General features: G+C 69.5%; 10 protein-coding genes and 1 pseudogene. 3 read left to right on the forward strand and 8 right to left on the reverse strand.

What is annotated here, in order from left to right; all coding sequences use genetic code 11:
* Positions 1-84: 84 nt before the first annotated feature.
* The 3 genes and pseudogenes from ACLF6P_RS20735 to ACLF6P_RS20745 all read right to left on the reverse strand — a co-directional run bounded on the left by ACLF6P_RS20735 (position 85) and on the right by ACLF6P_RS20745 (position 5,281).
* Positions 85-3,712, reverse strand: a pseudogene (locus tag ACLF6P_RS20735) (LamG-like jellyroll fold domain-containing protein).
* A gap of 635 nt (positions 3,713-4,347) precedes the next feature.
* Positions 4,348-4,644, reverse strand: a complete 297-nt coding sequence (locus ACLF6P_RS20740) for a DUF3039 domain-containing protein (RefSeq protein WP_415952087.1) — start codon at positions 4,642-4,644, stop codon at positions 4,348-4,350.
* A 76-nt stretch (positions 4,645-4,720) separates the two neighbouring features.
* Positions 4,721-5,281, reverse strand: coding sequence for a YqgE/AlgH family protein (locus ACLF6P_RS20745; RefSeq protein WP_415952088.1), 561 nt, complete (start codon positions 5,279-5,281; stop codon positions 4,721-4,723).
* A gap of 351 nt (positions 5,282-5,632) precedes the next feature.
* On the opposite strand from ACLF6P_RS20745, the gene murA reads away from it, so the two are divergent.
* Positions 5,633-6,979 carry a UDP-N-acetylglucosamine 1-carboxyvinyltransferase gene (gene murA / locus ACLF6P_RS20750; RefSeq protein WP_415952089.1) on the forward strand — a complete coding sequence of 449 codons (1,347 nt, stop codon included), beginning with the start codon at positions 5,633-5,635 and terminating at the stop codon, positions 6,977-6,979.
* A gap of 69 nt (positions 6,980-7,048) precedes the next feature.
* On the opposite strand, the gene ACLF6P_RS20755 is transcribed toward murA, so the two are convergent.
* The 4 genes from ACLF6P_RS20755 to ACLF6P_RS20770 are packed head-to-tail and all read right to left on the reverse strand — an operon-like array spanning position 7,049 to position 11,035.
* Positions 7,049-8,098, reverse strand: a complete 1,050-nt coding sequence (locus ACLF6P_RS20755) for an ABC transporter ATP-binding protein (protein ID WP_415952090.1) — start codon at positions 8,096-8,098, stop codon at positions 7,049-7,051.
* The gene (locus ACLF6P_RS20760) at positions 8,095-8,916 is read right to left on the reverse strand and encodes an ABC transporter permease (protein ID WP_415952091.1); all 822 of its coding nucleotides are present in this window, start codon (positions 8,914-8,916) and stop codon (positions 8,095-8,097) included. The genes ACLF6P_RS20755 and ACLF6P_RS20760 overlap by 4 nt, the downstream gene beginning before the upstream one ends.
* Positions 8,904-9,887: an ABC transporter permease gene (locus ACLF6P_RS20765; RefSeq protein ID WP_415952092.1), complete on the reverse strand. Its 984-nt coding sequence runs from the start codon at positions 9,885-9,887 to the stop codon at positions 8,904-8,906. Before ACLF6P_RS20765 ends, ACLF6P_RS20760 begins: the two co-directional genes overlap by 13 nt.
* Positions 9,888-9,889: 2 nt before the next feature.
* Entirely contained in the window at positions 9,890-11,035 is a 1,146-nt protein-coding gene (locus tag ACLF6P_RS20770) for an ABC transporter substrate-binding protein (RefSeq protein WP_415952094.1), read from the reverse strand.
* 315 nt (positions 11,036-11,350) lie between these two features.
* Here ACLF6P_RS20770 and ACLF6P_RS20775 point away from each other — a divergent pair, with 315 nt between their 5' ends.
* Together ACLF6P_RS20775 and ACLF6P_RS20780 are read left to right on the forward strand one after the other, a co-directional pair.
* Entirely contained in the window at positions 11,351-12,091 is a 741-nt protein-coding gene (locus ACLF6P_RS20775; protein WP_415952095.1) for a GntR family transcriptional regulator, read from the forward strand.
* 142 nt (positions 12,092-12,233) lie between these two features.
* Positions 12,234-12,869 (forward strand): HAD family hydrolase, encoded by a 636-nt coding sequence (locus tag ACLF6P_RS20780; RefSeq protein ID WP_415952096.1) that lies wholly within the window; start codon positions 12,234-12,236, stop codon positions 12,867-12,869.
* Positions 12,870-13,534: 665 nt separating this feature from the next.
* Here the strand turns inward: ACLF6P_RS20780 and ACLF6P_RS20785 are convergent.
* On the reverse strand, positions 13,535-13,816 hold the full coding sequence (locus ACLF6P_RS20785) for an HU family DNA-binding protein (RefSeq protein ID WP_016645140.1): 282 nt from the start codon (positions 13,814-13,816) through the stop codon (positions 13,535-13,537).
* Between the last annotated feature and the right edge of the window lie 231 nt (positions 13,817-14,047).

Consider the following 14,047-nt stretch of genomic DNA (forward strand, 5'->3'; position numbering starts at 1 on the left):
CACCACAGCAGCGGCCTGCGGTCTCAGTCCAATGCGGGATCGGGAGGGCGGGCGGCGTAGCCGCGCGCCCTCCCGATCCCCGGATCAGTCGCCGACGCGGTAGGCGATCTGCTTGTCGCTGGCCATGGCCCCTGCCCACAGGCGCACCTCGTGGATCCGTCCGGGCAGGTGATGCTTCCACTCACCGCCGGTCAGGCCCTTGCCGATCGCGAAGTCACCACTGCCCAGCCTGACCGTGAACGCCTTCGCCCCACCGTTCTGCGTATGACCGAGGTACAGGCTGATCGTGCCGTCAAGCGAGTTGTAGATCCCCGTCAGGCGCACCGGCGCGTCCATCGCCGCCGTCTCGTCGGACACCACCGACGAGAACGTGCCATCCGCCTCAAGCCGCCCGAAATGCCACTGGCCAACCGGCACCGTGCGCTCCTCCAGAGTGTCCTCGTCAAGCACGGACTTCTTCTCCGTCAGCTCGAACCAGAACCCCCAGGCCGAACCATCCGCCGTCCGCTGCCCCAGCACCTGCCCGGTATAGCCGACATCCCGGGACAACAACTTGGCGCTGTCCAACTGGGCCAGCGTCGTCACCGTGAACGACCCATGCTCATTGACCAGCGGACCAGGCGCAGTCGCAGCATCATCCACACCATCCAGCACGATCGCCTCACCATCGAGGGAGGCCCCGCCCGTCAGCGTGAGATCACGACCATAGCCGGACGTAGTGTCCGCGATCGTCGTGCCGCTGCCCCGGTCAGCCGACCAGTCAGCCACCAGCTCCGCCGCCGCGAACTCCTGCGAAACCAGCAACTGCGCCTCCGCAGCAATCTCCTGCTCGGTCAAAGCACGCTGCCACACCGCGACCTCGTCAATCGAGCCAGGGAAGTACGAGCCTGGACCGTTGCTGTACTGGTGCCGTCCGAACTCCAGCGGCGCTGTCGCAGGCCATGAGCCCTCGACCACGGCCGTACTGCCCTGCTTTCTGCCATCGACGTAGAAGTTCAACTCCTTCGTCGCGGGGTCAAAGGTGCCAGCAAGGTGCGTCCAGACACCGGTCTGAGCCGGATACACGGCGTACTTGCCGAAGTACCAGTCATTCTCGCCAGGCTTCCTGACCCCGAAGTACCAGGTCTTCTCGGTGGTCGTGTAGTAGAAGAGGAAGGGGCTACTGACCCCGTCCTTTGACGACAACACCCCGGCCTTGTTCTCCAGACTGTCCAAGCGCACCCACGCGGACAAGGTGTAGGCGGAACGTGTCTCCAGCACCGGCCCCTCGGTGGCCGCGTAGCCGGTCGTGCCGTTAAGTGACAGCCCCTTGTCCGTGATCGGTGTCCCCAGTGGCTGGCCTGCCGAGTCATGGGTGATCAGGCCCCGGCGACCGCGGTCATCCCGCACCGCACCGCCGCCCAGTGTCGCGTCGTCCGCGCCGTCCCCGGTCGCGGCGTCCTTCGCGACACCGTCCGTTTCGTCGAAGTGCCAGCGCCCCACGGGGCCGTCACCGGCCTTGACCAGAAAGTCGACCGAGTTCCACGCCCCATACCGGCCCACAGTGTCCTTCGCCCTGACCAACAGGGAGTGGGTACCAGCCCGCTCCGGGGTCAGCGGAACACTCACCGTCGAACCATTGACCGTCGGATACGTCGTCATCCCCGACAACTGGTACTGGTACGACACGACCCCGCTGTCACCGGCTGCCGGAGCGAAACCGAACGTGGCCTCCTGCCCCGGACCGCCCGACGCCTGACAGGCATTGGCTGTGCACTCCGTGTACGGACTCCCGATTGTGATCTGCGGTGCCTTCGGTGCCGTCGGATCCACCATGAAGTAACACGACGCCGTGTAGCCGGTGTTGAGCCGGTTCGTACCGCCCTCGTAGTACGACATCGTCAGCGACCTCAGCCGGTACTTCACGCCCTCCTGCAACGTCGGCAGGCTCCGCGACTGCTTGACCAGATGCCCCACATAGCCGGTACTGGGACCGTCCAGATCGCTGTGCGCCCGGACCCACGACGAGCCGTCCCACTTGTCCGTACGCCACCGGATGCGCAACAGTGCATCCGCCGTGGCGCCGGAGGCGGCCTTCGGGCGGCCGGTCACCAACGGGGTCGGATCGGAGACGACGGTCGGGGCGCTGGAGTCGGTCGAGCACACCCGGCCCGACCCGGCAACCAGACCGACCTCCGTGGGATAAGCCGGCTTCGCCACATACTTGACCTCAAGCACCGCGTCGTTGCGGAACCGCTTCCACGCCGACGTGTCCGACTCGTCATTCGCGCGCAACTCCAGCGTGAGACGGGAGAACTTGCCCGCCGCGAAGTCCTTCACCGTCGGGGTGAGGTTCTCGTTCGACTCGTTCGGGTTGTCGTTGAACTCAATCGTCGCATTCGGCTGCGATGGGTCGCACTTCGAGCCGCGTCCGGCCGACACCGTACGGTCGACCATCCAGTCCAGTTCCTTGGGCTTCGACGACCACGTCGTGGACGAGGAGATGTTGTTCGTCCGCACCAGATCCACCTTGCGCGCCGTGCAGGTGAACGACCACGTCTCCGTCACCCGGAACGTCGCGTCCAGGACGTGCTTGCCCTTCAGGCTGGCCGGGGAGAACTCGAAGTACAGGCGCTGCACATAGCCCTTGTCACTGCACTTGTAGCCGTTCCAGTAGCCGCACTTGCCCATCCCCTTGCCCTCGTTGTCGCTGCCATTGCCCCAGCCATACGACTCATAGCCGTCCGAACGCAGCAGCGTGCGCTCCGACTCACCCCATGAGACGGAAGGGTCGATGAACAGCGGAAACTCCGACTCGGGGGTCTCGGCCAGCATTTCGGCGTCCGGCACCAACGCCAGCTGCCCCTTGCCGACGTTGACGTCCATCGTGGCCACCGCATCGCCTTGGCCCGGCTCCCGGCCCGTTCCCGACGGCGCGACCTCCGCCGGGTCACCGGCCGCGGCCTCCGCCCCGTCGGCCGACACCGCACCAGAGGCCTTCGCCGTTTTCGCCAGCTGGCCGGCCTGCGCCTGGCCCGCCGAGTCCCACATCCGCGCCGGCGGCGCCTTGAACACCGTGTTGCCGTCGTCATCGACCGCAGCCAGATTGCCCGCCGCGCCCTCACGCACCGTCAGCCCGTCGGTGCGCAGACCGAAGGTCAGCTTCTCCAGCTCCGCACTCTGCGCCGCCTCAGGCGTCTTCACAACGAGTACATGCTGGAAGCTCTCGACCGTCGCGGTCACCTTCAGGTCCACGCCCCGGAATCACTTCGCGGTACAAGGCGCTATCCCCATCCAGCGTCGGCTCGGGCAGCGTCCCGGGCCACGTGAACTCCAACGACCTGCCTCGCTCGGCAATCCGGGCCATCGGATCATCCGCACCACCACCGGAGAAGCTGATCTGCGCGGCAGCGGCCTTCGGCCCCACCGAACCGTCCGCCCGCTTCTCCAACGTCGCATCCGGCGCCTGCCAGCCCCCACCCGGCTTCGAAACCCGCACCGGAACCGACGACTCCACCAACGAAAACGTCGAACCATCCGGGTTGGCGTAGACCGTCGTCCGCTCCGAGCGCCGGCCGGTCACCTCAACCCGCTCACCCGACGCCTCGGCTTCCGCAAGCGCCTTCCGCCCCTCCGACAACTCCGTGCTGTCAGCAGTGCGCACCGCTGCCTGCGCGGTCGGCACCTGCACCAGAAGCGTGGACAGCAGCCCCGCAAGCGTCGCCCCCGCCAACGCCGCCCTGGACCGGCCCGCCCTGCCGCGTCTCGCCACGGCAGAACGCCGCCTCCCCCTCAACCCCACGGTCCCCACCCCAGAATCACCAGAACTTCACAGGTCGAGCCGGGAGTCAACGCGCCATCAGCGCCGCCGGTCAAGGAACAACGGCCGCAATCCGCACCCGCCACACCTTCACGATCTGCGCGTTTGCGTGACTCGTCCGAATCTGAACCCCCTCAGGAAGTTACACATGATGCTCACCTCACATCACTCCCCGTGATCAGCTCAACGTGATCACGCTCCATCCGCCGCAACAGCTCGCGCACCACCCAACTCCCCTATTCACCAAGGGCGTTCGGAGGAACGCGCAGCAGCTCGCCCGCCAGCAGCACCCCAGCACGCCTCGGACACGCCGCCGAGGCCGGACCGGCCGAGACCACCCTGGGTAGCCGAACGCATCCCGCTGGTGAGGAAAATTCGAGGCGCGGGGGTGCGTCTCAAATGGAGGAAAGCAGCGTTTCGGGTTCTGAGACGCGCGCGGCCCCCGGCGGGCACGTGTTGTGCTCGCCGGGGGCCGTACGGGGTGGGTTGTGCGGAGCGGTTGACGTGGCCCGGGGGCTACCTGCCCAGGGGGCTACTTGCCCAGGGGGCTACTTCTTGCCGCCGCCCTTGCCGTCCTTGCCCTTGTCGCCGCCGCTGTCCCCCATGGACTCGTAGATCTCCTTGCACAGGGGGCAGACCGGGTACTTCTTCGGGTCGCGGCCCGGGACCCAGACCTTGCCGCAGAGCGCGACGACGGGGGTGCCGTCGAGGGCGCTCGCCATGATCTTGTCCTTCTGGACGTAGTGGGCGTAGCGCTCGTGGTCGCCGTCGCCGTGCGACACCTGGGGTGTCGGCTCTACGAGGGTCCCCGTACCTGCGCCGCGCTCGGGCTCAAGAGTGCTCATACCTTGAGGCTACCGAAGCCGTGCGGCAAACACCCCCGCGCGTCAACCCGCGGGGTGCCCCTCCGCAGCCGCACCTTCAGTTGAGGGAGGGGTCGTCCGGATATGTCGCTATCACCGCGAGTTTGCTGCGCTGGCGGCGGAGGACGGCACGCCACAGCCCCTCGGGGGAGGGCGAGGAGATGTCGCCCGGCTCGGACTCGACGACGTACCAGGCGCCGTCGGACAGCTCGTCGTCCAGCTGGCCGGGGCCCCAGCCCGAGTAGCCGGCGAAGATGCGGAGTGAGCCGAGTGCCGCGGCGAGGAGTTCCGGTGGGGCCTCCAGGTCCACGAGGCCGATCGCGCCGTGGACGCGGCGCCAGCCGAGGGGGCCTTCCTCGCCCGGGATGACGGCGACTCCGAGGGCGGAGTCGAGGGAGACGGGGCCGCCCTGGAAGACGACGCCCGGCTCACCGGTCAGTTCCGCCCAGCCTTCGAGGATGTCGCCGACGCCGACGGGTGTGGGCCGGTTGAGGACCACGCCGAGCGAGCCCTCCTGGTCGTGGTCGAGCAGGAGGACGACGGCGCGGTCGAAGTTCGGGTCCGCCAGGGCGGGGGTGGCCACGAGCAGCCGCCCTGTGAGGGAGGACACCTCGGTCATGCTCGACATGATCCCGCATCTTCGGCCCAGAGGGGTGGAGAAGGGGCGAAGAAGCGGACACTCGGGGGTCTGTCCGCCCATATCCGGTGGTGAGCCGGTTGTCAGCCGGTTGTCAGCCGGTTGTCAGCCGGTTGCGGCGGGCCCCGGCGCGTGGTGTGGGAGGGGCGGTGCGAACGGTGACCGTACGCGACTGCGAAGCAACGGCTCGTGTTGTGGCGAATCCATGACGTTCCAAGGCGCCCGCAGGCTTAGGGAGCAGGGGTATACGGCCATTACGCTTGCATCTTCGGTCCCCCAGCCAGGGCCTCGGCCCGACTCCCCCCTGCCCGACCTCATCGGAACGCGAGATACATGACCGTCAAAGGCACCGACGACGTCCTCCTTGTCCATGGCGGAACGCCCCTGGAGGGTGAGATCCGGGTCCGCGGGGCGAAGAACCTCGTGCCCAAGGCGATGGTCGCCGCGCTGCTCGGCCACGAGCCGAGCCGGCTGCGCAATGTGCCCGACATCCGCGACGTACGTGTCGTACGGGGGCTGCTGCAGCTGCACGGTGTGACCGTCCGCCCCGGCGACGAGCCGGGCGAGCTCGTGATGGACCCCTCTCACGTCGAGAGCGCGAACGTCGCGGACATCGACGCGCACGCGGGCTCGTCCCGTATCCCGATCCTGCTGTGCGGCCCGCTGCTGCACCGGATCGGGCACGCCTTCATCCCGGGCCTGGGCGGCTGCGACATCGGCGGCCGGCCCATCGACTTCCACTTCGAGGTGCTGCGGCAGTTCGGCGCGACCATCGAGAAGCGCGCCGACGGCCAGTATCTGGAGGCCCCGCAGCGGCTGCGCGGCTGCAAGATCCGGCTGCCGTACCCGTCCGTGGGCGCGACCGAGCAGGTGCTGCTCACGGCCGTGCTCGCGGAGGGCGTCACCGAGCTGTCCAACGCGGCGGTCGAGCCGGAGATCGAGGACCTCATCTGCGTGCTGCAGAAGATGGGCGCGATCATCGCGATGGACACCGACCGGACCATCCGGATCACCGGTGTGGACCGGCTCGGCGGCTACAACCACCAGGCGCTCTCGGACCGCCTGGAGGCGGCTTCCTGGGCCTCGGCCGCGCTCGCCACCGAGGGCAACATCTACGTGCGCGGCGCCCAGCAGCGCACGATGATGACCTTCCTCAACACCTACCGGAAGGTCGGCGGCGCCTTCGAGATCGACGACGAGGGCATCCGCTTCTGGCACCCGGGCGGCGCGCTCAAGGCCATAGCGCTGGAGACGGACGTCCACCCCGGCTTCCAGACCGACTGGCAGCAGCCGCTCGTCGTCGCGCTCACGCAGGCCTCCGGGCTCTCCATCGTGCACGAGACGGTGTACGAGTCGCGGCTCGGCTTCACCTCCGCACTGAACCAGATGGGCGCGCACATCCAGCTGTACAACGAGTGCCTCGGCGGCTCCGACTGCCGTTTCGGGCAGCGCAACTTCCAGCACTCCGCGGTGGTCTCGGGCCCGACGAAGCTCCAGGGCGCGGATCTGGTCATCCCCGACCTGCGCGGCGGTTTCTCGTACCTGATCGCGGCGCTCGCGGCGCAGGGCACGTCGCGCGTGCACGGCATCGACCTGATCAACCGCGGCTACGAGAACTTCATGGAGAAGCTCGTCGAGCTCGGCGCGAAGGTCGAGCTGCCGGGCGGTGCGCTGGTCTAGCAGCGCTGGGTTCTCCGCGTACGAAAGGGGGGCGGGCCGCTGTGGCCCGCCCCCCTCCGTATGCCGTGCTCAGTCCCGTACGGCGACGAGTACGGGCGTGTCCTGCGGGGTGACCGTGCAGCGCGCGCCCGGCGTCAGACCGGTCGCCTCCCAGCTGGGCAGGTCGGCCTTCAGCTCGACCCCGGACTCGGTGGCGAGCAGCAGCCGGGTGGTGGCGCCCAGGAACGTCGCGACCTTGACGGTGGCGGGGGTGCCCTCGGCATCGGCGGCGCCGACCGCGAGACCCTCGGGCCGCAGCAGGACGTCGACGTCGGTGCCCGCGGCCGGGGCCTCGCCGTGGATGGGCAGCCTGCGGCCGAACAGCTCGGCCAGCGAACCGTCCCGTACCGTGCCGGGCAGCCGGTTCATGGTGCCGACGAACTCGGCGACGAACGGGGTCGCCGGGCGCTCGTACAGCTCCGAGGGCGCCGCGCACTGTTCGAGCCGCCCGTCCTTCATCACGGCGACGCGGTCCGCCATGGACAGCGCCTCCTCCTGGTCGTGCGTGACGAAGACCGTGGTGATGCCGAGCTCCAGCTGGATGCGGCGGATCTCCTCGCGCAGCGTGAGCCGCACCTTGGCGTCGAGCGCGGACAGCGGTTCGTCCAGGAGCAGCACCTTGGGCCGTACGGCCAGGGCGCGGGCGAGCGCGACGCGCTGCTGCTGGCCGCCGGAGAGCTGGTGCGGGTAGTGGCCCTCGCGGCCCGGCAGGCCGACGAGGTCGAGCAGCTCCTGGGCGCGCTCGCCGCGTTCGGCCTTGCTCTTGCCGCGTACCCGAAGGCCGTAGCCGACGTTCTCGGCGGCCGTCATGTTCGGGAAGAGGCTGTACGACTGGAAGACCATGCCGATGTCGCGGCGGTTGGCGGGCGTCCCGGTGATGTCCTGGCCGTCCATCAGGAGTTCGCCGCTGTCCACGGTCTCGAAGCCCGCGATGATCCGCAGCGCGGTGGTCTTGCCGCAGCCGGACGGGCCGAGCAGGGCGATCATCTCGCCCGGCGCGATGTCCAGGTCGAGGCCGTCGAGGGCCACGGTCCGGTCGAACTCCCGGCGCAGCTGCTTGAGTTGCACGGCGACGGTCATGACGTGGGGTTCCTTCGGTTCGTACGGCGGCGGGTGCGGCCGCCGGCCAGGGTGGTGAGCAGAAGCAGCAGGCCCCAGGTGATCAGCAGGCTGAGCATCGCGGAGGCGGCGGACAGCTGGGGTTCGGCATCGCGGATGTCCACCATCCACACCGAGAACGGCCGGTACGAGAGCACCGCGGCGACGGTGTACTCGCCGAGCACCATGGCCAGGCTGAGCACGGCGCCGCCCATCACGGCGGTGCGCAGATTGGGCACGACGACCTGCCACAGGGTCTGCAGCCGCGAGGCGCCGAGGCTGCGGGCGGCCTCCACGAGGACCCTGAGGTCGATGGCGCGCAGTCCGGCGTCCAGGGAGCGGTAGAGGAAGGGCAGCGACATCACCGTGTAGACGAGGACCAGGATCAGCGGGAAGTTCTCGTCCCGCAGGACCTTGAAGGTCATGTACAGCGGGGTGTCCGCGAAGTCCTGCTCCCAGGAGAGCACCGTGGAGACACCGGCGACCAGCGCGATCGGCGGCACCACGAGCGGCAGCATGCACAGGATCTCGACGAGTCTGCGCAGCTTCGGGAGATAGAGCGCGACGGCGACCAGTGTCGGGACCATGAGCAGCAGTCCGAGCGTGACCGTGGCGAGTCCGAGGCCGATGGAGAGCGTCAGGCTTTCGGTGAGGCCGTCGGAGCCGATGCCCCGCTCGTACACCTCGAAGCTGATGCCGCCGGTGTTGTCGATCGTGTACCAGAGGGTGGCCGCGATCGGGACCAGGAAGTAGAGGGCCGCGAGGCCGAGCACGGGCCCCCGTGAGGTCAGCCGAGCCATCGTGCACTCCTGCGCTGCAGCGGTATCTGTACGAGCATCACGAGCAACGCGATCACGACCATGTTGAGGCTCATCGCGAGCGCGAGGTTCTCCTGGCCGACCAGGACGTTGCCGTTGAGGGCGTTGGCGATCTGGATGGTGATCAGCGGCACCGAGGAGCCGACCATCACGGCCGCGGTGGCGTGCGAGGCGAAGGCGGTGCCGAACATCAGGACCGCGCCGCCGAGCAGCGAGGGCGTGAGGACGGGGATGCCCACGTGCCGCCAGTACTGGGCGCGGCTCGCGCCGCAGGAGGCGGCGGCCTCCTGCCACTGGGTGCGCAGCCCGTCGAGCGCGGGCAGTACGGCGACCACCATCAGCGGGATCATGAAGTAGAGGTAGGCGAGGACCAGGCCGGTGAAGCTGTAGAGGCTGAAGCCGGTGGACTGCAGCGAGAGCAGCCTGGTCACGGTGCCGGTGGTGCCGAGGGTCGCGATGAACGCGAAGGCGAGCGGGGCGCCGGAGAAGTTGGCGAGCACACCGCTGGCCGAGACGACGATCTGGCGCAGTCCGGGCCGCTTGGAGGAGACCACAGCCTGGGCGATCAGGGCGCCGATGATCGTGGCGAACAGGGCGGAGACCATGGACAGCTCGACGCTGCCGGTGAGGCCGGTGGCGTAGGCGCCGGAGAGGGAGCCGCTGACGTTCTCCAGCGAGAAGCTGCTCTGCCCGGTGACCGGGTCGGCGACCGTGAACGCCCCGTAGGCCATGGTGCCCGCGGGCAGCCCGAAGCACAGGGCGAGGAAGACGAAGAAGGGCACCACGGCGGGCCAGCGGCCCAGGCGCCGGCGGCGTTTGGCGGGGGCGGACGGCTTGGCGTCCGCCGCCTGCGGGCCGGCGCCGGGGCCGGCCGCCGCCGCGACCGGCTGGGGGGCCGGTGCGGCGGCGGCCGGCGCGGCGGCCGTACGCGGAGCGACGGTCTTGTCGGGCATGCTCAGCTGACCGCCTTGCCCCAGCCCTGCACGACCGTCTCCTTGGCCTTGGCCTCCTGCTCCGCGGACGGGAACTCGGGGGTGCCCTCGACCTCGGGGATCTTGGCGAGGGCGGCCTCGTCGGCGGTGCCGTCCTGCTTCATCTTGTCGAGCAGCGCGGGGCGCGAGTAGCCCTTGAGCCAGATGTTCTGGCCCTCGGGGCTGTAGATGAACTCCAGCCACAGGCGGGCGGCCGCCGGGTGCGGGGCGTACTTGTTGACGCCCTGGTTGTAGTAACGCGAGTACTTGCCGTCGGCGGGCACGGTGACCTGCCAGTCGACGCCCTTGGGCTCGAGCTTCTCGCCGTAGCCGAGGTTGAGGTAGTCCCAGTCGATGGAGATCGGGGTCTCGCCCTTCTCGATCGTGGCGAGGGTGGACTCGGCGGGGACGTAGTTGCCCTTGTCCTTCAGCTCGGCGAAGAAGTCCAGGCCGGGCTGGATGTCGTCGAAGGAGCCGCCGTTGGCGAGCGCCGCGGCGTAGACCGTGGCGAGCGCGGAGCCGGACTCGGTCGGGTTGCCGTTGAGGGCGACCTTGTTCTTGTACTCGGGCTTCAGGAGGTCCTTGAAGGTCTCCGGGCAGGTCTTGACGGCCTTGGCGTCGCAGCCGATGGAGATGTAGCCGCCGTAGTTGTTCATGAAGGAGGCGTCGGCCTCCTTCTGCGAGTCCGGGATCGACTCCCAGCCCTGGACCTTGTACGGCGCGAGCAGGTCCTTGGCCTTGGCGTCCTGCATGTACGCGGTGCCCAGGTCCAGCGCGTCCACGGCGCGGTCCTGGCCCTTGCGCTTGGCGGCGGCGTTCAGGGCGCCCTGGCTGGAGCCGCCCGGGTCCTCGTTGTTGACCTCGATGCCGTACTTCTTCTCGAAGGTCTCGATCATCTCGCCGTAGTTCGCCCAGTCCGGGGCGAGGGCGTAGACGTTGAGCTTGCCTTCCTTCTTCGCCGCCTCGACGAGCTTGTCCATACCGCCGAGGTCGGCGGCCGACGTGGCCTTCGCGGCCGCGCTGTCCTGGCCGCCGTCGTCGGGGGCCGAGCCACAGCCCGTGACCACGACGGCGGAGACGGCCGCGATGGCTGCGGCGGTCAGGAAGCGACGGGGTTGCGGTGCCTTCACGATGCATTACTCCTAGGTCTTCGGCGAGCCACCTGTCTGGACAAGCCATCGTCAGTAAGCCAGCCGAAGCTAACCAGGAAGTTGCCCGCGGGTAAAGTTCTGTCTCGATAAAAACCGCAGGTCAAAAGCGTTATCAGGTCGAAGGTTTACCGGCCGGTAAAGCGGTTATGAGCAAGGCTCGCGCTCGCGGCATGCAAGGATCTGCGCACTCGGCTGCGCACAGGGGGAGATGCATACGGCGACCTGGGATGACATGATCCCGGCGGGGCAGGCGCCCCCGTGAGCCGCACCACAAGAGAGCCCCCGAGGAGTGAAGTGACCCGACGGCACGAGCAGATCGCGGAGCAACTGCGCCGCGCCATCGCCGAAGGCACCTATCCGGTGGGGTCCGCGCTGCCCTCGGAGTCCGAGCTCACCCTCGAACACGGTGTGTCCCGCGGCACACTGCGGCAGGCCTTCGGCACGCTCCAGGCGGAGGGCCTCATCGGCTCGCGACAGGGAGCCCGCCGTGTCGTGCTCGCCACCACACCCAGCCAGAGCTTCACCGAACTGCGCAGCTTCGCCCAGTGGGCGAGGGCCAGCGGGCGTACGCCCGGCGGTCTTGTGCTGAGCTCGGCGCGCGGCAAGGCGGACGAGGCGGAGGCCGCGCAGCTGCACCTCGCGCCCGGCGACGAGGTACTGCACGTGCTGCGCATCCGCACCCTCGACGGCGAACCGACCCTCCTGGAACGCACCGCCTACGCGGGCTGGGCCGCGGATGCCGCCGAACTGCTGCCGCCCGACTGCGAGTCGGTCACACAGAGCCTGTACGAGGCCGTCGGACTGGTCATGTACCACGGCGAACACCACCTGGACGCGGTCGCCGCCGGGACCACGGAGGCCAGGGAGCTCGGCGTGCGCCGCGGCTCCCCGCTCCTGCGGGTGCGCCGCACCACGACCACGGCCGAAGGCCGTCCCGTGGAGACCTCCGACGACCGCTACAGGCCAGGATCGGTCGTCTTCACGGTCCGCAACTCCCTCCAGGCCAACCCACTGGCCCGAACGGCCCCTGCGTGAGGCAGGGTTCGGGCCGCGCGCACCCCTGAACGCCCGGCGCGGCCTGCCGCCGCCCCCTCTCCCTTCCCGCTTCCCGCTTCCCCTTCCCCTCTCCTTTTCCCCTCCCCTTCTCTCCCCTCAACCGAAAGAAGCACCACACCGCATGACACTCCTGCCCCGCCCCGCGGCCCTGCTGTGCGACATGGACGGCACGCTGGTCGACACCGAGCACGCCTGGCTCGACGTCGTACGGGAATTCCTCGCCGCGGAAGGGAGATCGGCCTTGGCCTCGGATCTCGAACCGTTCGCGGGTGCGACGATCGGCGGGGCGGCGGAGCTGCTCATACGCGGGCAACTCACCGCACGCCCGCGGGAGGAGGCCGTCCGGGCGCTGGACGAGGCGTTCACCGCGGCGGTGGCGAAGGGGGTGACGATCCAGCCGGGGGCTCTGGAGCTCCTGGACCGCGCGCGGGAACTGGGCGTTCCCACGGCCCTGGTGACGTCCTCGGAACGCCACGTGGCGGATCTCGTCCTCGGGGCGCTGGGCCGCCACCGCTTCGACGTCTCCTTCGCGGAGGGCGAATCGGAGCGCGGCAAGCCGCATCCGGACCCGTACCTGAACGCGGCGGCGGCGCTGGGTGTCTCCCCGTCCGCCTGCCTGGCGGTCGAGGACACGCCCACGGGCGCGGAGGCGGCCCTTTCGGCTTCCTGCACCCTCCTCGCCGTCCCCTCGGTCCCGGGAATCCTCCCGGGACCACGCACGACGATCGTGAAGTCCCTGACCGAAGTGACGTTCTGAGGGCGCGGGTTCGTGGGCCAGCCCGGGGTGCACAGGTTCGTGGGCCAGCCCGGACCAGCCCAGGGTGCACGGGCCCGTGCGGCGCGCCCTCTGCGTGGGCGGACCACCCGGGGGCTCCGCCCCCTGGACCCCCGTTTGGGGCTGCGCCCCTTGCCCCCAATCGCGCTGAACGCGCTCGTCCTCAAACGCCGGACGGGCTGAAAGTTGCCCCCAGCGGGGTGCAGGAACCGAGGTCCCACCGAAAGCGCGGGAGGCAGATCCCCACTGGGGTGGGACCCACGGGGGTGGGACCCGCGAGAGTGCAGCCCCGCGGCAGGGTCCGGGGCATCAGCCCCGTATCAGCACCCCCGTCGCGGAGCCGGCTGAGCACCACCCGGGAGTGGAGGGCACAGCCCCCGTGAAGCGGGCCCAGGGTGCGAGCCCCATACCAACACCCTGTCGGGGAGTGGCGGAGCACCACGGGGCGCAGGGGGCGGAGCGCCGTCGGCAGGGGCCCGCGGCGTCAGCACCACCCCGGGACTACAGGGGGCAGAGCCCCGTCGGCAGGGGCCCGCGGCGTCAGCCCCGTACCAGCACCCCCCGCCGCGGAGCGACGGAGCGGCCCGGCGGAACGCCGGAGGGGGCACCCGGAACGTTCCGGGTGCCCCCTCCGCAAACGAAAAGGCTTACTTGCCCTTCGCCGCTTCCTTGAGCTTCGAGCCCGCGGAAACCTTCACGCTGTAGCCGGCGGGGATGTTGATCGGCTCGCCGGTCTGCGGGTTGCGGGCGGTGCGAGCGGCACGGTGGGTGCGCTCGAAGGTGAGGAAGCCGGGGATGGTGACCTTCTCGTCGCCCTTGGCGACGATCTCGCCGACGGTCTCGGCGAACGCGGCCAGCACGGCGTCGGCGTCCTTGCGGGTCACCTCGGCGCGGTCGGCCAGCGCGGCCACCAGCTCACTGCGGTTCATGTTGTTACTCCCGTGTTCATCTTGCTGTTGAGGCGGTGCCACGCGGCAGAGCCTGTCGGGCACAGCGAAGCCGATGCTGCCAGGGTCCTCGGCGGCCGGGTGACCCGGGTCCGCCGGCCGGACCCTCGCGCCCGTGGGTGGTGCCCCTCGGACTAAGCCCTTGGGGAAGCATCCTGCCCCCACCTCTGGCGGGAAAGCCAATCCGGCACCCCGTCAGAGGAACAGTAGTCA

It is taken from the genome of Streptomyces lothianensis (genome assembly GCF_047779955.1).
Lineage (GTDB): Bacteria > Actinomycetota > Actinomycetes > Streptomycetales > Streptomycetaceae > Streptomyces.

Bases quoted from the DNA above. Each gene is read 5' to 3' on its own strand.
- ACLF6P_RS20740 (WP_415952087.1), bottom strand. From the start codon at position 4,644: ATGAGCACTCTTGAGCCCGAGCGCGGCGCAGGTACGGGGACCCTCGTA.
- ACLF6P_RS20745 (WP_415952088.1), bottom strand. From the start codon at position 5,281: ATGACCGAGGTGTCCTCCCTCACAGGGCGGCTGCTCGTGGCCACCCCC.
- murA (WP_415952089.1), top strand. From the start codon at position 5,633: ATGACCGTCAAAGGCACCGACGACGTCCTCCTTGTCCATGGCGGAACG.
- ACLF6P_RS20755 (WP_415952090.1), bottom strand. From the start codon at position 8,098: ATGACCGTCGCCGTGCAACTCAAGCAGCTGCGCCGGGAGTTCGACCGG.
- ACLF6P_RS20760 (WP_415952091.1), bottom strand. From the start codon at position 8,916: ATGGCTCGGCTGACCTCACGGGGGCCCGTGCTCGGCCTCGCGGCCCTC.
- ACLF6P_RS20765 (WP_415952092.1), bottom strand. From the start codon at position 9,887: ATGCCCGACAAGACCGTCGCTCCGCGTACGGCCGCCGCGCCGGCCGCC.
- ACLF6P_RS20780 (WP_415952096.1), top strand. From the start codon at position 12,234: ATGACACTCCTGCCCCGCCCCGCGGCCCTGCTGTGCGACATGGACGGC.
- ACLF6P_RS20785 (WP_016645140.1), bottom strand. From the start codon at position 13,816: ATGAACCGCAGTGAGCTGGTGGCCGCGCTGGCCGACCGCGCCGAGGTG.